This is a genomic window from Streptomyces sp. NBC_00464 (assembly GCF_036013915.1).
Taxonomy (GTDB): Bacteria; Actinomycetota; Actinomycetes; order Streptomycetales; family Streptomycetaceae; genus Streptomyces.
The window spans coordinates 3,676,506-3,695,327 of record NZ_CP107899.1 but is presented as its reverse complement, the minus strand read 5'-3'; the positions used below and the strand labels follow the sequence as shown (position 1 = coordinate 3,695,327).

Below are 18,822 nucleotides of genomic sequence, written 5' to 3'. Positions count from 1 at the left end.
TCAGCGGTCGACGAGCCGGTCGAACTGCGTGGTCGTGTGACGCAGATGGGCCACCAGTTCGTCGCCCACCCGCGGCTCCTCGGCGTCCGAGGGCACGAACAGGATCGACACCTGCATGTGCGGCGGCTCGGCGAACCAGCGCTGCTTGCCGGCCCAGACGAACGGCGACAGATTGCGGTTGACGGTGGCAAGACCGGCCCGGGCGACCCCCTTGGCGCGGGGCATCACACCGTGCAGGGCCTTCGGGGCCTCCAGGCCCACACCGTGCGACGTACCTCCGGCGACAACGACCAGCCAGCCGTCGGAGGCGGCCTTCTGCTGCCGGTAGCCGAACCGGTCGCCCTTGACGACGCGCGTGACGTCGAGCACCGCGCCGCGGTACTCCGTCGCCTCGTGGTCGCCGAGCCACAGCCTGGTACCGATGCGGGCGCGGAACCGGGTCTGCGGGAACTGCTGCTGGAGCCGTCCCAGCTCCTCGGCACGCAGATGGCTCACGAACATCGTGTGCAGCGGCAGCCGGGCCGCCCGGAGACGGTCCATCCAGGCGATGACCTCTTCGACCGCGTCCGAGCCGTCCGTGCGGTCCAGCGGCAGATGCAGGGCGAAACCCTCGAGTCGTACGTCCTCGATGGCGGCGTGCAGCTGCCCGAGCTCCTCCTCCTTGACGCCGTGGCGCTTCATCGAGCTCATGCACTCGATGACGACCCGGGCGCCCACCAGGGCGTGCACGCCGTCCACGGACGAGACGGAGCGGATGACCCGGTCGGGCAGCGGCACCGGCTCCTCGCCCCGCCGGAACGGTGTGAGAACCAGCAGATCGCCGCTGAACCAGTCCTTGATGCGGGCCGCTTCGTAGGTGGTGCCGACCGCGAGAATGTCGGAGCCGAAGCGGATCGCCTCGTCGGCCAGCCGCTCGTGGCCGAAGCCGTACCCGTTGCCCTTGCAGACCGGTACGAGACCGGGGAACTGGTCGAGTACGGATTTCTGGTGCGCCCGCCAGCGCGCGGTGTCGACGTACAGGGAGAGCGCCATGGCCGGTCCGGAACCTTTCTGGTGGCTGCGGTGGTGTCAGAGGGGTGCGGAGCTCCGGAACAGCTTCCGGAAGAGCCCATTGAAACGAATAAAGCCGGTTTCGTCAGCCTTGCGCGGTGGAACAGTGACCGATCAGCGGCGTGACATGTAGATGTCGAGGGCCTTGTGCAGCAGCTTGTTGAGCGGGAAGTCCCACTCACCGAGGTACTCCGCGGCCTGGCCGCCGGTGCCCACCTTGAACTGGATCAGGCCGAAGAGGTGATCGGTCTCGTCCAGTGAGTCGGAGATGCCGCGCAGGTCGTAGACGGTGGCGCCCATCGCGTACGCGTCACGGAGCATCCGCCACTGCATCGCGTTCGAGGGGCGGACCTCGCGCTTGTGGTTGGCGGAGGCGCCGTAGGAGTACCAGACGTGCCCGCCCACGATCAGCATGGTCGCGGCCGCGACGTTCTCGCCCTCGTGACGGGCGAAATAGAGCCGCATCCGGTTGGGGTCCTCGTTGTTGAGGGCCGTCCACATGCGCTGGAAGTAGCCGAGCGGACGCGGCCGGAAGTGGTCGCGCTCCGCCGTGATCTCATACAGCCGCTGCCACTCGGCGAGCTCCGCGTAGCTGCCCTGGACGACCTCGACACCGGCCTTCTCGGCCTTCTTGATGTTGCGCCGCCAGAGCTGGTTGAAGCCCTTGTGCACGTCTTCGAGGGAGCGGTTGGCCAGCGGCACCTGGAAGATGTAGCGGGGCTGTACGTCACCGAATCCGGCGCCGCCGTCCTCGCCCTGCTGCCAGCCCATCTTCCGCAGCCGGTCCGCGACCTCGAAGGCGCGGGGCTCGATGTGGGTGGCCTCGACGTCGCGCAGGCGCTTCACGTCCGGGTCCTGGATGCCGGCCTTGATGGCGGTGGCGTCCCAGCGGCGGATCACGACGGGCGGGCCCATCTTCACCGAGAAGGCACCCTGCTGCTTGAGGTGCGTCAGCATCGGCTGCAGCCAGTCGGCCAGATTCGGGGCGTACCAGTTGATCACCGGGCCCTCGGGCAGATACGCGAGGTATCGCTTGATCTTGGGCAGCTGTCGGTAGAGCACCAGACCGGCGCCGACGAGCTGGCCGCCCTTGTCGAACCAGCCCAGGCTCTCCGAGCGCCACTCGGCCTTCACATCCGCCCATGCCGGGACCTGCATGTGACTGGCCGCGGGCAGACTCTGGATGTACGCCAGATGCTGCTCTCGGCTGATGGTCCTCAGGGTCAGGCTCATGCGGGGTGCTCCTCGGCAGGTGTGTCCCCATCGGTCAGGGGCTCCGGCTCTCGCGCCGAAGCCTACTGTGACCGGGAAGCGCGCGGTCTGGCCCCGTCGTACCCGTGCGGTTCCGGCATGGCGTACGGGGCGGCCCCGCCCGTGGACGGTGCCGCCCCGCAGGCTGCCGGGACGCTGCTGCGGCGCGGTCAGCTGATCACGCCGCCGAAGAGTCCTCCGTGGGCCATACCGAGGAAGAACCCGAGGCCGGCAGCGCCCATGCCGATGAACAGCGGGAACCTCTCCCGGGTGGTCGCGGAGATGTACAGCCCGTAACCGCCGGTGATGATTCCGACGAGTCCGGCCCACGAGCTGACCAGATGCAGGCTGTGGAACATCGCCGTCACGAACGCGAGGGCGCCGAGCACCACGGTCACGGCCACCAGAGTGTCCTGGAGGGGGTGGGGCCTGCCGTCGGTCGCGAACAGGGAGACGGAGGAGCGGGAGCGGGATCGCATTGCTTGTGCCATGGAATACCTCCTGGCCGAAAGGCGGCGCATCGTGGCGCCGCTCACACCCGATGTGTCCAGATTGCGTCTCCTGACCACCGGATTTCAACCGGAAGCCGGTCTACGGGTACTCTGTACGGTCTGCACCGGTGTCTGCCCAGGCCAGCACAGTCAGCCCCTTCTCAACGGAGGGCGTTGTCAGTGGCGGCTGTTTTACTCGGAGACACTGATGCCTACGCATCACGACCCTCCTGCCACGGAACGACCGTGGCCGCTGAGTCCAAAGGAGGTGGGTTCCACATGCGTCACTACGAGGTGATGGTCATCCTCGACCCCGATCTCGAGGAGCGAGCAGTCTCCCCGCTGATCGAGAACTTCCTCTCCGTCGTCCGTGAGGGCGAAGGAAAGGTTGAGAAGGTCGACACCTGGGGCCGTCGTCGGCTCGCTTACGAGATCAAGAAGAAGCCCGAGGGCATCTACTCGGTCATCGACCTGCAGGCCGAGCCTGCGGTCGTCAAGGAGCTCGACCGCCAGATGAACCTGAACGAGTCGGTCCTCCGGACCAAGGTCCTCCGTCCCGAGATCCACTGAGCTTCTAGCTCAGTGGTCATCGGGTTCGAGTAGCAGCAAGCAGCCAGAAGCAATCCCCGCCGAGAGGTTCATCCATGGCAGGCGAGACCGTCATCACGGTCGTCGGCAATCTCGTCGACGACCCCGAGCTGCGCTTCACCCCGTCCGGTGCGGCGGTCGCGAAGTTCCGCGTCGCGTCCACTCCCCGCATCTTCGACCGGCAGACCAATGAGTGGAAGGACGGCGAAGGCCTGTTCCTCACCTGCTCGGTCTGGCGTCAGGCGGCGGAGAACGTCGCCGAGTCGCTCACGCGAGGCATGCGCGTTGTCGTGCAGGGCCGGCTGAAGCAGCGGTCGTACGAAGACCGCGAGGGCGTCAAGCGCACGGTCTACGAGCTGGACGTCGAGGAAGTCGGCCCCAGTCTCAAGAGCGCCACCGCCAAGGTCACCAAGACCACCGGTCGCGGTGGTCAGGGCGGCCAGGGCCAGGGTGGGTACGGCGGCGGTCAGCAGGGTGGCGGTAACTGGGGCGGCGGTCCCGGTGCTGGTGGCCAGCAGGGTGGTGGCGGCGCTCCCGCCGACGACCCGTGGGCCACGAGCGCGCCGGCCGGCGGCCAGCAGGCCGGGGGCCAGCAGGGTGGCGGAGGCGGTTGGGGCGGAAGCTCCGGCGGTTCCGGCGGTTCTGGTGGTTCTGGCGGCGGCTACTCGGACGAGCCGCCCTTCTAGGGCAGCTCGTACCCCCACTTCTTGATCACACAGGAGAAACACCATGGCGAAGCCGCCTGTGCGCAAGCCTAAGAAGAAGGTCTGCGCGTTCTGCAAGGACAAGACCCAGTACGTGGACTACAAGGACACGAACATGCTGCGGAAGTTCATTTCCGACCGCGGCAAGATCCGTGCCCGCCGCGTTACGGGCAACTGCACTCAGCACCAGCGTGACGTCGCCACGGCAGTCAAGAACAGCCGTGAGATGGCGCTGCTGCCCTACACGTCCACCGCGCGATAAGGGAAGGGTGACCGAATCATGAAGATCATCCTCACCCACGAGGTCTCCGGCCTCGGTGCTGCGGGCGACGTTGTAGACGTCAAGGACGGGTACGCCCGTAACTACCTGGTTCCGCGTGGCTTTGCCATCCGCTGGACCAAGGGTGGCGAGAAGGACGTGGCGCAGATCCGCCGCGCCCGCAAGATCCACGAGATCGCCACCATCGAGCAGGCCAACGAGATCAAGGCCAAGCTCGAGGCCGTGAAGGTCCGTCTGGCTGTTCGCTCCGGCGACGCCGGCCGTCTCTTCGGCTCCGTCACCCCGGCCGACATCGCTTCGGCGATCAAGGCTGCCGGTGGCCCGGATGTCGACAAGCGTCGCGTCGAGCTCGGCTCGGCCATCAAGACGCTCGGCGGACACCAGGTGTCCGTGCGTCTGCACCCCGAGGTCGCTGCAAAGCTCGGCATCGAGGTTGTTGCTGCCTGATTGGGCCGCACCTCAGCAGAACAGTGAAGGGCCGCACCCTCTGGGTGCGGCCCTTCACCGTTGCCCTGGCTTGCCTGTTCACGGCTTGCCTGTTTCACGTGAAACAGGGTGGCTGTGGGGCCTCAGCGGGTAGCGCCGGTGACCATCCATGTGCCGGAACGGGCCCGAAGCCAGAGTGTGGCCATGCGAACCAGCATCATCAGGGCCATCGCACCCCACAGCGCGGTCAGCCCGCCCCCGAGAACGGGAACCAGCAGAGCCACCGGGGCGAAGACAGCCAAGGTGACGAGCATGGCCCAGGCAAGATAGCGACCGTCCCCGGCGCCCATCAGGACGCCGTCCAGGACGAAGACGACTCCGGCGACAGGCTGAGTCAGTGCCACCACCAGCAGGGCCGGGAGCAGTGCGTCCTGCACAGCCCGATCGCTGGTGAAGAGGGGGACGAACAGGGGGCGGGCGAGAATGATCAGGACCCCGAACACCACGCCGGAGACGACGCCCCACTGCACCATGCGGCGGCAGGCCTCGCGCGCGCCCTTGGTGTCACCCGCTCCCAGGTAGCGCCCGATGATGGCTTGTCCGGCGATGGCGATGGCATCCAGCGCGAAGGCCATCAGGCTCCACAGCGACAGAATGATCTGGTGCGCCGCGATGTCGGTGTCGCCCAGCCGGGCGGCGACGGCCGTGGCGATGAGCAGGACGGCGCGGAGCGACAGCGTACGGACCAGGAGGGGAACGCCTGCCTGGGCGCTGGCCCTGATGCCTGCGATGTCGGGGCGCAGTGAGGCCCTGTGGCGCCGGGCGCCGCGGACCACGACCACGAGATAGGCGATGGCCATCCCGATCTGAGCGATCACCGTGCCCCAGGCCGATCCTGCGATGCCGAGCCCGGCACCGTAGACGAGGCCTGCGTTGAGGGCCGCGTTGGCGGCGAATCCTCCGATGGCGACGTAGAGCGGGGTGCGGGTGTTCTGCAGGCCCCGCAGCACTCCGGTTGCTGCCATCACCACGAGCATCGCGGGGATTCCGAGGCTGGAGATCCGAAGATAGGTGGTGGCGTATGGGGCTGCGGTGTCGGAGGCGCCGAACACCTCAACGAGCCAGGGAGCCAGGGGGAGGGTGAGGGCGACGACGGCGAGGCCGAGCAGGATCGCCAGCCAGATGCCGTCCATGCCCTGGCGGATCGCTGAGGCCAGATCGCCGGCGCCGACCCGTCGGGCGACAGCTGCGGTGGTGGCGTAGGCGAGGAACACGAAGATGCTCACGGCGGTCGTCAGCAAGGCTGCGGCGACGGCCAGGCCGGCCAGCTGCGGAGTGCCGAGATGACCGACGACGGCGCTGTCGACCATCACGAAAAGGGGCTCGGCCACGAGCGCGCCGAAGGCGGGGACGGCGAGCGCGATGATCTCGCGGTCGTGCCGCCGACGACGAGACGGCGGGGTCGCCGGTGCCTGGATCATGGGAGTCAATCTAATCTTCCACAGGTAATGGATGCAACTGTCATGCGATCCTTACATTCTCTGTGGCGTGACGTTCTGGCATGTGCCGGTTGTCGCGATCTTGTGCCGACTCGGAAAGTTTTTCTCCCCCACAGCCCGTGGATGGAGAAAGTGCAGGTCAGGGCGGTGTTGAGGGCATCGCTATGAGTTTGTCCACAGTGCTGTCCCCCGGTCCGTGCACAGGTTCCGGGGAGTTCTCCACAGCATCTGGTCCGTCGTCCACATGCCCTGTGGATAACCAGATTGGCTGACGCTTCTGGGACGCCTACCGTGGTCCGGCGCCCCCACCTCGTTTCGGCCCTGGAAACCAGCAGAACCCGACACACCGGAACCGGAGTCGGGCGTCCTGATTGTCGGTGCCGTGCCGTAAGAAAGAGTGGCACGGCTAGGTCCGCGGAGCGGACGGGAGGAGGTGGCCGGATGAGCATTCCCGAGCCTTTGGACGACCCCTGGGCCGACACCGGTCCCAGCGACCGGCTGCCCGTTTCCCGCCAGCGACGGGGCGAGGGCAGGGACCGCGGTGAACAGCACGACCGAGGCCGGGAAAGCAGTGGCTGGGAGGGCGGTTCCCCCGGTTTCGAGCGGGTCCCGCCCCAGGACCTCGACGCGGAACAGTCCGTCCTCGGTGGCATGCTCCTGTCCAAGGACGCCATCGCCGACGTCGTGGAGATCATCAAGGGTCACGACTTCTATCGTCCCGCGCACGAGACCGTGTACCAGGCGATCCTCGACCTGTATGCCAAGGGCGAGCCGGCCGACCCGATCACGGTGGCGGCCGAACTGGTCAAGCGCGGCGAGATCACCAAGGTGGGCGGAGCCCCGTATCTGCACACTCTGGTCCAGTCGGTGCCGACCGCGGCCAACGCTTCGTACTATGCGGAGATCGTTCACGAACGGGCCGTCCTGCGGCGTCTCGTCGAGGCCGGCACGAAGATCACGCAGATGGGATACGCGGCCGACGGCGATGTGGACGACATCGTCAACTCCGCCCAGGCCGAGATCTATGCCGTCACCGAGCAGCGGACCAGTGAGGACTACCTGCCGCTGGGCGACATTATGGAGGGTGCGCTCGACGAGATCGAGGCGATCGGCTCACGCAGCGGCGAGATGACCGGTGTGCCGACCGGTTTCACCGACCTCGACGCCCTGACCAACGGTCTCCACCCGGGCCAGATGGTCGTCATCGCGGCCCGGCCTGCCATGGGTAAGTCCACGCTCGCCCTGGACTTCGCCCGGGCCTGCTCGATCAAGAGCAACCTGCCCAGCGTGATCTTCTCCCTCGAAATGGGGCGGAACGAGATCGCGATGCGTCTGCTGTCCGCCGAGGCGCGGGTGGCGCTCCATCACATGCGCTCGGGCACCATGACGGACGAGGACTGGACGCGGCTGGCGCGGCGGATGCCCGATGTGTCGGCGGCCCCGCTCTACATCGACGACTCCCCGAACCTCTCCATGATGGAGATCCGGGCCAAGTGCCGCCGTCTCAAGCAGCGGAACGACCTCAAGCTGGTGGTCATCGACTATCTGCAGCTGATGCAGTCCGGTGGCTCGAAGCGTGCGGAGAGCCGTCAGCAGGAGGTCTCGGACATGTCCCGAAACCTCAAGCTGCTGGCCAAGGAACTCCAGTTGCCGGTCATCGCGCTCTCCCAGCTGAACCGTGGGCCCGAGCAGCGCACCGACAAGAAGCCGATGGTCTCCGACCTCCGTGAGTCCGGATCGATCGAGCAGGACGCCGACATGGTGATCCTGCTGCACCGTGAGGACGCCTACGAGAAGGAGTCACCGCGTGCGGGCGAGGCCGACCTGATCGTGGCCAAGCACCGTAACGGGCCGACGGCGACGATCACGGTCGCCTTCCAGGGGCACTACTCGCGCTTCGTGGACATGGCGCAGACCTGACCGGTCCGGGCAGAGGGCCGGTTCATTTCAGTGCTCGGGCCCGTCCATCAGCTGTACATCACCGACATCGAGTGGTTCAGCCGGAGCAACTGCGCGCAGTGCCGCCTCGACCCGGCGGTTGCCGGTCATGGTCGCCGTGACGGCGGTCATGGCGAGGAGGAGGCCGGCGGCGGCGTAGAGCGGGGTCCGTATGTCGTACGCGGTGGCCAGCCAGCCGCCGAGGAAGGCACCGAACGGGGCCGCGCACATGGCGAGCATGCGGGAGGTGGAGGCGACCCGGCCCATCAGGTGGGCGGGGACGATCGACTGCCGGAGGGAGGGCCCGAGCACCATCGTGGCGCCCATGCCCGCCCCGCAGGCGGCGAGCGCGAGCCCCGCCACGTACGGATTCGGGGCGGCGGCAAGCCCCAGGATGGCAAGCCCCTCGACCGCGGCCGTACAGGTCAGTGCGGTGCCGGTGCCGAGTCGTCGGCCGAGGAAGGAGGCGACGCCCGCGCCCAGCAGGCCACCGGTGGCCTCCGCCGTGAGAAGCAGGCCGAAGCCGACGGCGCCGATGCCGAGACGCTCGTGCGCGAAGAGGGCGAGTACGGTCTCCACGGCGAGGAAGGCGACGTTGCCGACCGCCGGACGGAGCGCGAGTCCGAGCAGCAGCCGATCCCGGAAGACGTACGAGGCACCGGCCCGCGCCTGCCGCAGCAGCGAATCGCGGGACTCCGGTACGGGCCGGGGCACGGCGGGCAGCGAGCGTACGAGCAGTGCGGAGAGCGCGAACGACATTGCGTCGGCGAGCAGCGGAACGGCCCGTCCGAGCGCGAGCAGCGCACTGCCCAGGGGCGGTCCCGCGAAGCCGGAGGCGGCGGTCTGGGCGCTGTGCAGACGGGAGTTGGCGCGCTCAAGGAGTGCGGGGTCGCGGCCGAGCAGATCCGGCAGATAGGCCGTGGCGGCCGTGTCGAAGAAGAGTCCGCCGACGCCGAGCAGGAAGGCGACGGCCGCGAGCAGCGGAATGCTCAGCACATCGAGCCCGGCCGCCGCTGCCGGTATCGCGAGCAGCGCCGCACGCGTCAGGTCCGCGACCCACATCGTGCGCCGGCGGTCCCAGCGGTCCACCAGTGCACCGCCGAGCACCCCGAAGAGCAGCCACGGCAGTGTGCCGGCGGCCGTGACGACGGCGAGTGCCATCGGATCCCGCGTCAACGTCAACGCGAGCAGCGGCAGCGCGGCATGCATCACCCCGTCACCGAGCGAGGACACCGTCTGCGCGGTCCACAGCCGTCCGAACCCGGCGGGCAACTTTCTTATGTCTGACGTCACTTGGCATCCTCCTCGGCCGGCTTACGGGGCGTCGGCCGGAACAGTGCGAAGGCGAGCGACACGTCGGGCAGCGAGGGATCGGACAGCTCCCGGTACTCGTCCGCCAGCGCCTCCAGCCTCGCGCCCAGTTCCGCGAACTGCTCCGGGGTGAGCCGCAGATGAGCCATCTGTACGTGCCGTTCGCTCTCCGCCGGCGCCGACTCCAGGTCCGCCACCGCATGCCGCATCAGCACATCGGGCTGCCCTGCCCCCGGGTCCGGCAGCACGATTGTCTGCGCGGCCATCGCGTAGTACCGCTCGGTGACCCCCCGCACCTTCCGCGTCCGCACCACCTTCACCAGGCCGGCCCGTTCGAGCAGCCGTACGTGATAGCTGGAACTCCCCTTCGCGAGGCCCACCCGCCCGGCGATCTGCGTGATCGTCGCCGGCTCGAAGCGGAGTACGGCCATGATCCGGTGGCGCGTGAGGTTGGAGACGGCGCGTAGCTGCGCGTCAGTGGTGACGTGAAGGGATTCGGGGCGATCGTCGGCAGGCATGTCCCCAATGGTCAACGATTCTTGACCATTGGGCAAGGGGATTTCTTGAGGTCTTCCAAAACTCACTGTCCGGTGCGACAGCCACCCGGAAATGAGCTCGCCCCGCGCCGGTTCGGGAGGTAGTTGTTGACGATGACTTCTTCCACTGAACAGTTGCTCCCGGGTACGCAGCGCGCCCTGCTGCACCGCATTGCCGAAGCCCAGACCGAAGGGCGCTCACCTTCCTTCGCCGCTGCTGTGCAACGGCAGGGCCACGTCGTCTGGAACGGCTCCCGAAGCTGCGTCGACGGCCATGCTCCGGATGCTGATACACAGTTCAGGATCGGTTCGCTCACCAAGACGTTCACGGCTGTGCTGGTCCTGCGGCTCAGGGACGAGGGCCTGCTGGACCTGGGTGATCCACTTGAGAAGCATCTGCCCGGTACGGCCGCGGGTGACGTCACCATCCATCAGCTGCTCGGCCACAGCGCGGGGCTCGGTGCGGAGTCGCCCGCACCTTGGTGGGAGCGGACGCCCGGCAGTCTGCGTCCCGGCCTTGCGGACGTTCTCGGCGAGCAGACCAGGATGCACCCTCCCGGCCGCCGCCATCACTATTCAAACCCGGGCTACACGCTGCTCGGAGCACTGATCGAAGCGGCACGCGGAGCGTCGTGGGCCGAGGTGCTGCGCAGCGAGATTCTGGAGCCGCTGGGCATGCACCGTACGAGCCCGCAGGCCCAGGTCCCGCACGCCGGCGGCTGGGCCGTGCATCCGTGGGCGGACGTCATGCTGCCCGAACCGGCCGAGGATCTCGGGCTGATGGCGCCGGCCGGTCAGCTCTGGTCCACCACCGCCGACCTTCTCCGCTTCGCCGCCTTCCTTGCCGAGGGAGACGACCGGGTGCTCACGGCCGCGTCCGTGGCGGAGATGAAGGAGCCGGCGGCTCCGTCCGAGCCCGGGGACTGGGACGGCCATTACGGTCTGGGCCTGCAGGTGGTCCGGAGAAAGGGCCGCACACTCATCGGGCACACGGGGTCGCTTCCCGGCTTCCTGGCGGCGCTCTGGTTCTGCGCCGAGGAGGATGTGGCCGCTGTCGCGTTCGCCAACGTCACGTCCGGGGTGCTGGTCGGTGAGGTGGCTGCCGAACTCGTGGACATCGTCGCCGAGTCGGAGCCCCGTATCCCTGAGCCGTGGCGCCCGTTGCCCGAGGTGGATGCGGAACTTCTGGCACTGACCGGCCCCTGGTACTGGGGTACCCGTACGAACATCCTGCGGCTGACAGCCGATCGCGGCTTGGAGCTGCAGCCCCTGAACGGTCAGGGCCGCGGCGCCCGTTTCACCGCCCGCCCGGACGGAACCTGGATCGGGCTGGACGGCTACTACGCGGGGGAGACGCTGCGGGTTGTGCGGAACGACGACGGCAGTGTGAACCATCTGGATCTCGGTTCGTTCGTCTTCACGCGTGAGCCGTACGATGCCGCAGCGGCCGTTCCCGGGGGCGTGGACGCGGACGGATGGCGCGGGCTGGGGAGTTGAGCCGCCTGGGGTGTTGAGCGAGCTGGCGTGTTGAGCAGCTCGGAGAGTTGAGCGGCCCGTTTCACGTGAAACTGTGCGGCGGGCCGCTCAGGCCATCAACTCCCTTTCCAGCGGCGTGCGGAAGCGCGGTGTGATCCGCGCCTCGCCCACCCAGCCGGCAAGCCGAGAAGCCTCTGTCTCGATGGCGGCGGCGGCATCCCGGCCGGCGTCGCTGAGAAGCCGCCAGACCGGTTCCCCGTCGCCACGCAGAGCCCACCCGCCCACGATCCGACCGTTCCACCACACGGTAGGGCCGACGTTGCCGGAACGGTCGAAGAGCGCTGCCCGGTGCTCGGCGGGGAGGTGGAAGCCGCGATCGGCCCACCCCATGGCGCTCGGGTCGAGCGCGGGCAGCAGGGCGGCCCAGGGCTCGGGTGCCGGATCGGGTTCGTAGTCCTGTGGCGCGACCCAGGCCGTGGCGCCGCTTTCGAGCCGTACTTCTTCCGCCCCCGCGGTTGCCAGCGCCCTACGGACCTGGCCGAGCCCCCAGCCCGTCCACCACTTGAGGTCCCCCTCGGACGCGGGGCCGTAGGAACGGAGCCAGCACGAGGCCAGCTCCGCCTGGGCCCGGTCGGTTTCCTGCACGGGCCGGGACACGGACGCCGTCCAGCGGAACTGGCTGGAGGTCCAGGACCCCCGTGGCCGGTCGCGGCGGATCCGTCCTTCGGCTGCCAGCACGCGGATGACCCGTGAGGCCACGCCCTGTACGGCTTCCTGCTTCTTTCCGGGGAAGAGCGTGATCTTGGTGCGCAGGGCGGGTACGGCGGTGGAGAGCTCGCTGCCGGTGGCGGAACCCCGGGTGGCCAGGGCCGCGAGGACGGACTCCTCGGTGCCGGTCAGCCACTGGTCGTCGAGCCCGTTGCCGTCCTCCGCCAGGTGTTTGAGGAGGGTCCGGCGTTCCTTGGCGGCGACAGCGCGCGCATTCGACGCCTCGACCCGTGGGGCCATCTCCTGCGACATGACGAAGAGGGTGTTGCGCATGGAGAGCAGCCGAACCAGTGAGACGTCTTCGTAGAGGTGCTGCTCCACGGCGGCTACGTCCGGCACCCGGAGACGTGCGCAGGCGGAGAGAAAGACGGTGGCCGCGTCGGTGGCGTGCAGGGCGACGACGGCGTCGGCCACGGAGACGGGGGACTCCGACCGCACCGAGGGGGCCAGGAGGTGGCGGCGGCCGATCCTGATGCGGCGCTGTTCGTCGTTGATGCGGTGCACAGTCGACTCCCTTGGATGCCGGGCGGCGGTCAGAGGGCGAGTGGATGCCGGGCCACGGTCACAGCGCGAGCTTGAAGCCCACATGGCTGGCCACGAAGCCGAGCCGTTCATAGAAGCGATGGGCGTCGGTCCGAGTGGCATCGGACGTCAGCTGGACCAACTGGCATTGCTGCCGCCGTGATTCATCCACAGCCCACTGGATCAGCTGGGTACCGAGACCGCTGCCGCGCTCGTCCGCGTGGACGCGGACGCCCTCGATCACCGACCGGGTCGAGCCGCGCCTGGAGAGCCCGGGGATCACGGTCAGCTGGAGCGTCCCGACGATGCGGTCCGCGCGTACGGCGACCATCACATGCTGATGGGGGTCGTCGGCCAGCCGGCGGAACGCCGCGAGATAGGGGGCGAGATCGTCCGGCGACTCGCGTCGGGCGCCCAGCGGATCGTCGGCGAGCATGGCCACGATCTCGGAGAGATCACCGACGGCCGCAGGACGGATTTCCGGATCGCTCATGATCGGCAGCCTACGCCGCGACCCTGTGGCGGGGCTCTCTATGCGGGAACCTTCAGCTCCTCGACCGTCCGGACGAGCGGGGCCAGTTCGGGATTCTTGGCGGCCTCGTCCAGCGCGGCCCGCAGCGCGGTGTCATTGGTCGGCCGGGCCTCGGAGAGCAGCGTGAGGCCGGCTTCGGTGACATCGGTGTAGATGCCCCTTCGGTCGGTGTCGCAGAGATACCGGGTCAGCAGGCCACGGTCCTCGAGGCGGGTGACCAGGCGAGTGGTGGCGCTCTGGCTGAGCACGACGGCGTCGGACACCTGCTTCATCTGCAGGTGTCCGCCCGGTCCGTTGTGCTGTCGGCTCAGGACGTCCAGCAGGGAGTACTCCCGCACGCTGAGGCCGTGCCCGGTCTGCAGGGCCCGCTCGATATGGGCCTCGATCTTCCCGTGGAGCAGGGAGAGCGCGCACCAGCCCTGGGAAAGGGCGGTCAGGGCCGGGTCCGTCGCTGTCATGGGTCTCTCCTCCGTGCCGGAGTTGCTTGCGTCCAGGATAGGCGACGGGCGCAATAGCCCGCGCTTGCAATTAGCCCGCGCCTGCAATTATTGTGGACGCTCGTAAGGCGCAGACGCAATCTCCAGGGAAGGTGAAACCCATGCCGCTCGCGCTCCTCGCCCTCGCCATCGGGGCATTCGGTATCGGAACGACCGAGTTCGTGATCATAGGGCTGCTCCCCGAGGTGGCTGCGGACTTCCAGGTCTCGATCCCGACCGCAGGCTTCCTCGTCACCGGCTACGCGCTCGGTGTCGTCATCGGAGCCCCGCTGATGACCCTCCTCGGCACCAGGGTCAGCCGCAAGCGCATGCTGATGATCCTGATGGCACTGTTCGTCATCGGCAATGTGGTCTCCGCGACCGCCCCCGTCTTCGGAGTGATGCTCGCGGGCCGGGTGATCGCTTCGCTCGCCCACGGCGCCTTCTTCGGCATCGGATCGGTGGTGGCAGCCGATCTGGTCGCCCCGCACAAGAAGGCCGGCGCGATCGCCATGATGTTCACGGGGCTCACCGTCGCCAACGTCATCGGTGTGCCGCTGGGGACCTACATCGGTCAGAGCGTCGGCTGGCGGAGCACGTTCTTCGTTGTCGCCGCCCTCGGTGTCATCGGCCTGCTCGGTGTGGCCCGGCTTGTTCCCGACCAGCCCCGCCCCGAAGGCGTCAGGCTCCGCCACGAGCTCGCCGCCTTCCGCAACGTGCAGGTACTGCTCGCCATGGCGATGACCGTGCTGGGCTTCGGTGGGGTCTTTGCCGCGATCACGTACATCACGCCGATGATGACGGAGATCGCCGGCTACTCGGCCTCCTCCGTCACCTGGCTGCTGGTGCTCTTCGGCCTTGGCATGGTCGGAGGCAACCTGCTCGGCGGCAAGTTCGCCGACCGCCACCTGATGCCCCTGTTGTACGTGTCGCTGGGCGGCCTCGCCACCGTCCTGGCGCTGTTCACGCTGACCGCCCACAACCAGGTCGCGGCAGCCGTCACCATCTTTCTGATCGGTGGCCTGGGCTTCGCGACCGTGCCCCCGCTGCAAAAGCGGGTGCTCGACCAAGCGGCCGGCGCCCCCACTCTCGCCTCCGCGGTGAACATCGGCGCCTTCAACCTCGGGAACGCCCTGTCCGCATGGCTCGGCGGCATCGTCATCGCGGCCGGTCTCGGTTACACCGCACCCAACTGGGTCGGTGCGGTGCTCGCCGCCTCCGCACTGGTGCTTGCCTTCGTCTCCAGCAACCTGGAGCGCCGCACGACCACCCGAAATCGCCTCGTGACCGCCCACATCCCGGAGCCGGCCGCCGTACCCGCGGCCGCCCGGCACTGACCACCCGTATCCCCACCCCCATCACCGCACCACACCAAGGAGCCCCCCCATGACCACGCTCACCGCCGCCGTTGCCCCGCTGACCACCCAGGACGCGGAGGCGCTGATCCACGCGGCACGTACGGCCGCCGAGGCCGCAGGCGTTGCGGCAGCCGTTACCGTCCTGGACGCGGGAGGCCACCTGCTGGCTTTCCGCCGCGACGACCGGGCCGTTCTCATCGCCGGCGAGACCAGCACCCGCAAGGCGTACACGGCGCTCCAGCTCGACGCCCCCACGGCCGACCTCGTCGAGGCGGTCCAGCCGGGCGGACTCTTCCACACCCTGCCGACCGCGCTGGACCGCCCGCTGCTCTTCATCGCCGGCGGTGTCCCGGTCCACCGCGACGGCAGGCTGATCGGCGCCGTCGGGGTCGGTGGCGGTGCGCCCGAGCAGGACCACGGGTTCGCGACCGCTGCTGTGGCCGGCCTCGTCTGAGGTCTCACCTGCCCTGGACCAAGGCGATTCGCTGGTACCGAACCGGGGAGCGATCCCGGTGGTTCGAACGGACCTGGCAGGCGTCAGCCCGTCGCCACGCTCAGCGGCGCGAAGCTCCGTGTCCAGTCACCCTGCGGTGACGGGTTCCCGAGTCGCATGACCGTGGTCGCCGAGCCGGGCTCCAGGCCACACGCACCGAACCAGGTCAGCAGCTCTTCGTGACGGGCGTCGATGTCCGCGCGCAACGGCCGGTCCGTCGCCCCGGCGAGCGAGACGACAAGCAGCTTCGCCGTGGCGGTGTCCCGCGCGATCAACGGCCCGACCACATGGTTGTCCGAGCTGGGCCACAGCGCGGCGTACCCGACGAGCTCCCCGCCGTCCTCGGCCACCCGCAGATGGTCGGCGAAGGCAGGGAGGCGGGCCAGGAGCTGCATCCGGTCGAGACCGACAACCTCCGAGTCCAGGCGCAGCAAGGCCGGCAGATCCCCCGCCGTGGCAGGGCGGACCGTCGGGCCCGCATCGGCGGCCGGGCCCGGGAGAGCCCCCGTTGCGCTGCTGCCCGGCTCCGCAGCCGGCCTGAGGTGCCCGCTCACCCGCTGGGTCCGGCCCACCGCTCTGAACCCGAGCTCCTCGTAGAGCGGCTGGCCTGCCGGCGTCGCATAGAGGCTGAGGGGAGCGCCCCCGGTCGAGTCGATCACCCGATGCATCAGGTGCCGCGCGACCCCCTGGCGGCTGTAGCGCCCGGCGACCAGAAGCATGCCGATGGCGGCCATGTCCGGACCGTACGAGGTCACCACGCAGGTCGCCATCAGACCCTTGCCCTCGGGGTCGTCGATGCCGTAGGCCGTCCCCGCGGTGAGGAGCAGTCCCCACCGGTGCTCATCGCGGGGCCAGCCGCGGTCCTCACTGAGATCGGCGCACGGGACCAGATCGTCCCGGGTGAGACGCCGGACGGGTAGGTCGGCGAGCGGGCGGGGCAATGAGCTGGGCATAGGGGTCAGGCTGTCCGACGCAGTGATCGCTCGTCCACCGTTTTAACGGATCTGTCCGAGACACGCAGCCGCCGGCCGCGCCGGGTGGGCCCCCAGGGCTTCAGTACGGAGATCGCGGTGATGAACAGATAGGTCGCGGTGGCCACCGAAGGAGCTACGACGAGGCTGATGTCGACAGCCCCGCGTTCCGCGGCTTCGTTGATGCCGGGGCGCAACGAGAAGACCGACAGTCCCGTGGTGACCAGGGTGAGCCAGAACTTCACCCAGACCCAGCGATGTCTGGCCAGTCCCCATGGGGTGCCGAGTGACAGGATCAGGCCGCTGAGCAGGGCAGTCAGCGCGACCGGGACGACAAGCCAGTCACCGAAGATCTTCATGGCCCGGGTGGCGGCCTGCGCCGTGACCGGATCGCCGGTCGTGAAAGCGGTGATGCCGAGCGCCAGCAGACCGACGGTGAGGCCGAGCCAGCTGACGGATACCGATACATGGGCGACGAGGAGGCTTCTGCGAGCGCGGCGCTTGAGTGGTTTCACGTGAAACACGGTGCAGCGGGCCGGGTGGCGGGTCATCTGCCGAGGGGAGTATCCCCACGTACTTGCTTCGGCGTACGGAGGGCTTGGAAGCAGGCCCGTCCGCCCGAAAGGTGAGCGGCCGCCCCCGCAGAACCGGCCCGCAGCCGCCGGAAGGAGGGGCCGCCGCGAGTCGCAACGCTTTCGCGAATCAGCCCAGGTCGGGCGCGTGCATTGCGCGGACACCCTCGATATTGCCGTCCAGGTAGTGCCGCAGTGACAGCGGTACGAGGTGAACGGCAGCGATCCCGACCCTGCTGAACGGCACGCGTACGACGTCGTACTCCCCGCAGGGGTCGTCGATCTCGGGGCCGTGACGCAGGGACAGGTCCATCGATTCGAGTCGGCAGACGAAGAAGTGCTGGACCTTGACGCCCTTCACCCCGCCGCCCTCGATGTGTTCCACGGTGTCGACGAAGCAGGGCACCACATCGGTGACCTTGGCGCCGAGCTCCTCGTCCAACTCGCGGTGCAGGGCCTCGACGACGGTGGCGTCCTCGCGCTCGACCCCGCCACCCGGCGTGAGCCAGTACGGGTCCACCCCCGGCTTGGTGCGCTTGATGAGGATGAGGTCGTTGCCATCGAGCAGGACGGCGCGTGCGGTGCGCTTGACCACAGGACGTTCGGTCATGGCAAGAGAGTGGCCCGCAGAACCGGTTCTGAAACACCTGACGCCTGCTGGACCGTCCTGCGGTCACCAGTCGGCTGCGGCACGCAGCAGTAAATCGTGTGCCCGAGCGATATGCGGAAGCGCGAGCGTGCCGGTTCGTGCGGCCAGGAAGTACGTACGCAGGGGCGGGACCGGTGGATCGAGCAGCGCCACCACCTCTCCCCGTTCCAGTGCGCCCTCGCACAGATATCGGGGCAGCACGGCGAGTCCGGCTCCCGCCGCCGTGCATGCCAGGACCGCGCGCAGATCCGGTGTGATGACGGCCCCGGTGGCCGCTGGGCGGCTGTCGAAGACTGCCGCCCAGTAGCGGGAGACGAGGGGCAGGCTCTCGTGCACCTCGACCACCGGCAGCTGCTCCAGGACCACCGGGCCGTTGCGCCGCAGCGTTCCCGGTCCCAGACGTCCGGCCCACCGGGGTGCTGCGACCAGGACGTGTTCCTCGTCGCAGAGCGGGGCGGCGGTGAGCAGGCCGCCGCGCGGCCGGGCCGTCACGATGGCCAGGTCATGGTGTCCGGCGGCAAGACCGTCAAGCGTCTCGTCGGTGTCCGCGGAGAACGAGCTGCGCAGTGCGAGTCCCTGGGCGATCAGCGGGGTGAGGGCAGGCAGAGCCCGCAGTGAGGTGAACTCCGGTGGTCCCGCCAGATGCAGCGTCCGTACGCCCGACTCCTCGTCGAGCTCGGTTTCGGCGATCTCGACCAGTGCGTCCAGGTGGGGAGCCGCCCGGTGCGCGAGCTCGTCGCCGATGGTGGTGGGTGTCACCCCGCGGGCCCTGCGGAGGAAGAGTGGACGGCCCAGTTGTCGTTCCAGGGTGCGGATCTGCGAGGTCACGGCGGGCTGGGAGAGGCCGAGAAGCGCGGCGGCGCGGGTGAACGAGCCGGCGCGGTGCACGGTGACGAAGGTGCGCAACAGGGCCAGGTCCATGTCCGTCCCC

The 18,822-nt window shown here is 68.8% G+C and carries 21 protein-coding genes; 8 read left to right on the top strand and 13 right to left on the bottom strand.

Annotated features, from left to right (window positions below; translation table 11 throughout):
- The 3 genes from OG912_RS16510 to OG912_RS16500 all read right to left on the bottom strand — a co-directional run bounded on the left by OG912_RS16510 (position 1) and on the right by OG912_RS16500 (position 2,792).
- The gene (locus OG912_RS16510; protein ID WP_136330867.1) at positions 1-1,032 is read right to left on the bottom strand and encodes an alanine racemase; all 1,032 of its coding nucleotides are present in this window, start codon (positions 1,030-1,032) and stop codon (positions 1-3) included.
- Between the two features lie 132 nt (positions 1,033-1,164).
- A complete protein-coding gene (locus tag OG912_RS16505) occupies positions 1,165-2,283 on the bottom strand; it encodes a lipid II:glycine glycyltransferase FemX (RefSeq protein WP_327709989.1) in 1,119 nt (372 codons plus the stop codon).
- A 188-nt stretch (positions 2,284-2,471) separates the two neighbouring features.
- Positions 2,472-2,792 carry a hypothetical protein gene (locus OG912_RS16500; protein ID WP_326737430.1) on the bottom strand — a complete coding sequence of 107 codons (321 nt, stop codon included), beginning with the start codon at positions 2,790-2,792 and terminating at the stop codon, positions 2,472-2,474.
- A 279-nt stretch (positions 2,793-3,071) separates the two neighbouring features.
- Here OG912_RS16500 and rpsF point away from each other — a divergent pair, with 279 nt between their 5' ends.
- The 4 genes from rpsF (at position 3,072) to rplI (ending at position 4,811) form a co-directional block, all read left to right on the top strand.
- Entirely contained in the window at positions 3,072-3,362 is a 291-nt protein-coding gene (gene rpsF, locus OG912_RS16495) for a 30S ribosomal protein S6 (RefSeq protein ID WP_018101872.1), read from the top strand.
- A 74-nt stretch (positions 3,363-3,436) separates the two neighbouring features.
- Positions 3,437-4,066 carry a single-stranded DNA-binding protein gene (locus tag OG912_RS16490; RefSeq protein ID WP_326737431.1) on the top strand — a complete coding sequence of 210 codons (630 nt, stop codon included), beginning with the start codon at positions 3,437-3,439 and terminating at the stop codon, positions 4,064-4,066.
- Between the two features lie 43 nt (positions 4,067-4,109).
- A complete protein-coding gene (rpsR, locus tag OG912_RS16485; protein WP_003967857.1) occupies positions 4,110-4,346 on the top strand; it encodes a 30S ribosomal protein S18 in 237 nt (78 codons plus the stop codon).
- Between the two features lie 18 nt (positions 4,347-4,364).
- Complete coding sequence (gene rplI / locus OG912_RS16480; RefSeq protein WP_018553905.1) at positions 4,365-4,811, top strand: 50S ribosomal protein L9; 447 nt, start codon at positions 4,365-4,367, stop codon at positions 4,809-4,811.
- 122 nt (positions 4,812-4,933) lie between these two features.
- Here the strand turns inward: rplI and OG912_RS16475 are convergent, their stop codons facing one another.
- Positions 4,934-6,271, bottom strand: coding sequence for an MATE family efflux transporter (locus OG912_RS16475; RefSeq protein WP_327709986.1), 1,338 nt, complete (start codon positions 6,269-6,271; stop codon positions 4,934-4,936).
- Positions 6,272-6,730: 459 nt separating this feature from the next.
- On the opposite strand from OG912_RS16475, the gene dnaB reads away from it, so the two are divergent.
- The gene (gene dnaB, locus OG912_RS16470) at positions 6,731-8,209 is read left to right on the top strand and encodes a replicative DNA helicase (RefSeq protein ID WP_326737433.1); all 1,479 of its coding nucleotides are present in this window, start codon (positions 6,731-6,733) and stop codon (positions 8,207-8,209) included.
- Between the two features lie 27 nt (positions 8,210-8,236).
- Here dnaB and OG912_RS16465 read toward each other — a convergent pair whose 3' ends face one another.
- Complete coding sequence (locus tag OG912_RS16465) at positions 8,237-9,520, bottom strand: MFS transporter (RefSeq protein ID WP_327709985.1); 1,284 nt, start codon at positions 9,518-9,520, stop codon at positions 8,237-8,239.
- On the bottom strand, positions 9,517-10,056 hold the full coding sequence (locus OG912_RS16460; RefSeq protein ID WP_327709984.1) for an ArsR/SmtB family transcription factor: 540 nt from the start codon (positions 10,054-10,056) through the stop codon (positions 9,517-9,519). Before OG912_RS16460 ends, OG912_RS16465 begins: the two co-directional genes overlap by 4 nt.
- Positions 10,057-10,188: 132 nt before the next feature.
- Here OG912_RS16460 and OG912_RS16455 point away from each other — a divergent pair, with 132 nt between their 5' ends.
- Complete coding sequence (locus OG912_RS16455; RefSeq protein ID WP_327709983.1) at positions 10,189-11,571, top strand: serine hydrolase domain-containing protein; 1,383 nt, start codon at positions 10,189-10,191, stop codon at positions 11,569-11,571.
- A gap of 87 nt (positions 11,572-11,658) precedes the next feature.
- On the opposite strand, the gene OG912_RS16450 is transcribed toward OG912_RS16455, so the two are convergent.
- From OG912_RS16450 to OG912_RS16440, 3 genes are read right to left on the bottom strand one after another with little or no spacing between them, the layout of a single operon-like run.
- Positions 11,659-12,822 carry a winged helix DNA-binding domain-containing protein gene (locus tag OG912_RS16450; RefSeq protein ID WP_327709982.1) on the bottom strand — a complete coding sequence of 388 codons (1,164 nt, stop codon included), beginning with the start codon at positions 12,820-12,822 and terminating at the stop codon, positions 11,659-11,661.
- Between the two features lie 58 nt (positions 12,823-12,880).
- Complete coding sequence (locus tag OG912_RS16445) at positions 12,881-13,333, bottom strand: GNAT family N-acetyltransferase (RefSeq protein ID WP_327709981.1); 453 nt, start codon at positions 13,331-13,333, stop codon at positions 12,881-12,883.
- Between the two features lie 38 nt (positions 13,334-13,371).
- On the bottom strand, positions 13,372-13,830 hold the full coding sequence (locus OG912_RS16440) for a MarR family winged helix-turn-helix transcriptional regulator (RefSeq protein WP_327709980.1): 459 nt from the start codon (positions 13,828-13,830) through the stop codon (positions 13,372-13,374).
- A 140-nt stretch (positions 13,831-13,970) separates the two neighbouring features.
- Between OG912_RS16440 and OG912_RS16435 the strand changes: the two genes are divergently transcribed.
- Positions 13,971-15,185, top strand: a complete 1,215-nt coding sequence (locus OG912_RS16435; protein ID WP_327709978.1) for an MFS transporter — start codon at positions 13,971-13,973, stop codon at positions 15,183-15,185.
- 49 nt (positions 15,186-15,234) lie between these two features.
- Positions 15,235-15,660: a GlcG/HbpS family heme-binding protein gene (locus tag OG912_RS16430; protein WP_327709977.1), complete on the top strand. Its 426-nt coding sequence runs from the start codon at positions 15,235-15,237 to the stop codon at positions 15,658-15,660.
- Positions 15,661-15,743: 83 nt separating this feature from the next.
- Here OG912_RS16430 and OG912_RS16425 read toward each other — a convergent pair whose 3' ends face one another.
- The 4 genes from OG912_RS16425 to OG912_RS16410 all read right to left on the bottom strand — a co-directional run bounded on the left by OG912_RS16425 (position 15,744) and on the right by OG912_RS16410 (position 18,812).
- The gene (locus OG912_RS16425; RefSeq protein ID WP_327709976.1) at positions 15,744-16,652 is read right to left on the bottom strand and encodes a GNAT family N-acetyltransferase; all 909 of its coding nucleotides are present in this window, start codon (positions 16,650-16,652) and stop codon (positions 15,744-15,746) included.
- Positions 16,653-16,657: 5 nt separating this feature from the next.
- On the bottom strand, positions 16,658-17,185 hold the full coding sequence (locus OG912_RS16420; RefSeq protein WP_327709975.1) for a DUF2269 domain-containing protein: 528 nt from the start codon (positions 17,183-17,185) through the stop codon (positions 16,658-16,660).
- Positions 17,186-17,372: 187 nt separating this feature from the next.
- Positions 17,373-17,852, bottom strand: coding sequence for an NUDIX hydrolase (locus OG912_RS16415; RefSeq protein ID WP_326737444.1), 480 nt, complete (start codon positions 17,850-17,852; stop codon positions 17,373-17,375).
- A 63-nt stretch (positions 17,853-17,915) separates the two neighbouring features.
- The gene (locus OG912_RS16410; protein ID WP_327709974.1) at positions 17,916-18,812 is read right to left on the bottom strand and encodes a LysR family transcriptional regulator; all 897 of its coding nucleotides are present in this window, start codon (positions 18,810-18,812) and stop codon (positions 17,916-17,918) included.
- Between the last annotated feature and the right edge of the window lie 10 nt (positions 18,813-18,822).

What these genes read in the sequence shown, in the direction of transcription:
- OG912_RS16510 (WP_136330867.1), bottom strand. Translation starts at nt 1,032, where the DNA reads ATGGCGCTCTCCCTGTACGTCGACACCGCGCGCTGGCGGGCGCACCAG.
- OG912_RS16505 (WP_327709989.1), bottom strand. Translation starts at nt 2,283, where the DNA reads ATGAGCCTGACCCTGAGGACCATCAGCCGAGAGCAGCATCTGGCGTAC.
- OG912_RS16500 (WP_326737430.1), bottom strand. Translation starts at nt 2,792, where the DNA reads ATGGCACAAGCAATGCGATCCCGCTCCCGCTCCTCCGTCTCCCTGTTC.
- rpsF (WP_018101872.1), top strand. Translation starts at nt 3,072, where the DNA reads ATGCGTCACTACGAGGTGATGGTCATCCTCGACCCCGATCTCGAGGAG.
- OG912_RS16490 (WP_326737431.1), top strand. Translation starts at nt 3,437, where the DNA reads ATGGCAGGCGAGACCGTCATCACGGTCGTCGGCAATCTCGTCGACGAC.
- rpsR (WP_003967857.1), top strand. Translation starts at nt 4,110, where the DNA reads ATGGCGAAGCCGCCTGTGCGCAAGCCTAAGAAGAAGGTCTGCGCGTTC.
- rplI (WP_018553905.1), top strand. Translation starts at nt 4,365, where the DNA reads ATGAAGATCATCCTCACCCACGAGGTCTCCGGCCTCGGTGCTGCGGGC.
- OG912_RS16475 (WP_327709986.1), bottom strand. Translation starts at nt 6,271, where the DNA reads ATGATCCAGGCACCGGCGACCCCGCCGTCTCGTCGTCGGCGGCACGAC.
- dnaB (WP_326737433.1), top strand. Translation starts at nt 6,731, where the DNA reads ATGAGCATTCCCGAGCCTTTGGACGACCCCTGGGCCGACACCGGTCCC.
- OG912_RS16460 (WP_327709984.1), bottom strand. Translation starts at nt 10,056, where the DNA reads ATGCCTGCCGACGATCGCCCCGAATCCCTTCACGTCACCACTGACGCG.
- OG912_RS16455 (WP_327709983.1), top strand. Translation starts at nt 10,189, where the DNA reads ATGACTTCTTCCACTGAACAGTTGCTCCCGGGTACGCAGCGCGCCCTG.
- OG912_RS16445 (WP_327709981.1), bottom strand. Translation starts at nt 13,333, where the DNA reads ATGAGCGATCCGGAAATCCGTCCTGCGGCCGTCGGTGATCTCTCCGAG.
- OG912_RS16440 (WP_327709980.1), bottom strand. Translation starts at nt 13,830, where the DNA reads ATGACAGCGACGGACCCGGCCCTGACCGCCCTTTCCCAGGGCTGGTGC.
- OG912_RS16435 (WP_327709978.1), top strand. Translation starts at nt 13,971, where the DNA reads ATGCCGCTCGCGCTCCTCGCCCTCGCCATCGGGGCATTCGGTATCGGA.
- OG912_RS16430 (WP_327709977.1), top strand. Translation starts at nt 15,235, where the DNA reads ATGACCACGCTCACCGCCGCCGTTGCCCCGCTGACCACCCAGGACGCG.
- OG912_RS16425 (WP_327709976.1), bottom strand. Translation starts at nt 16,652, where the DNA reads ATGCCCAGCTCATTGCCCCGCCCGCTCGCCGACCTACCCGTCCGGCGT.
- OG912_RS16415 (WP_326737444.1), bottom strand. Translation starts at nt 17,852, where the DNA reads ATGACCGAACGTCCTGTGGTCAAGCGCACCGCACGCGCCGTCCTGCTC.
- OG912_RS16410 (WP_327709974.1), bottom strand. Translation starts at nt 18,812, where the DNA reads ATGGACCTGGCCCTGTTGCGCACCTTCGTCACCGTGCACCGCGCCGGC.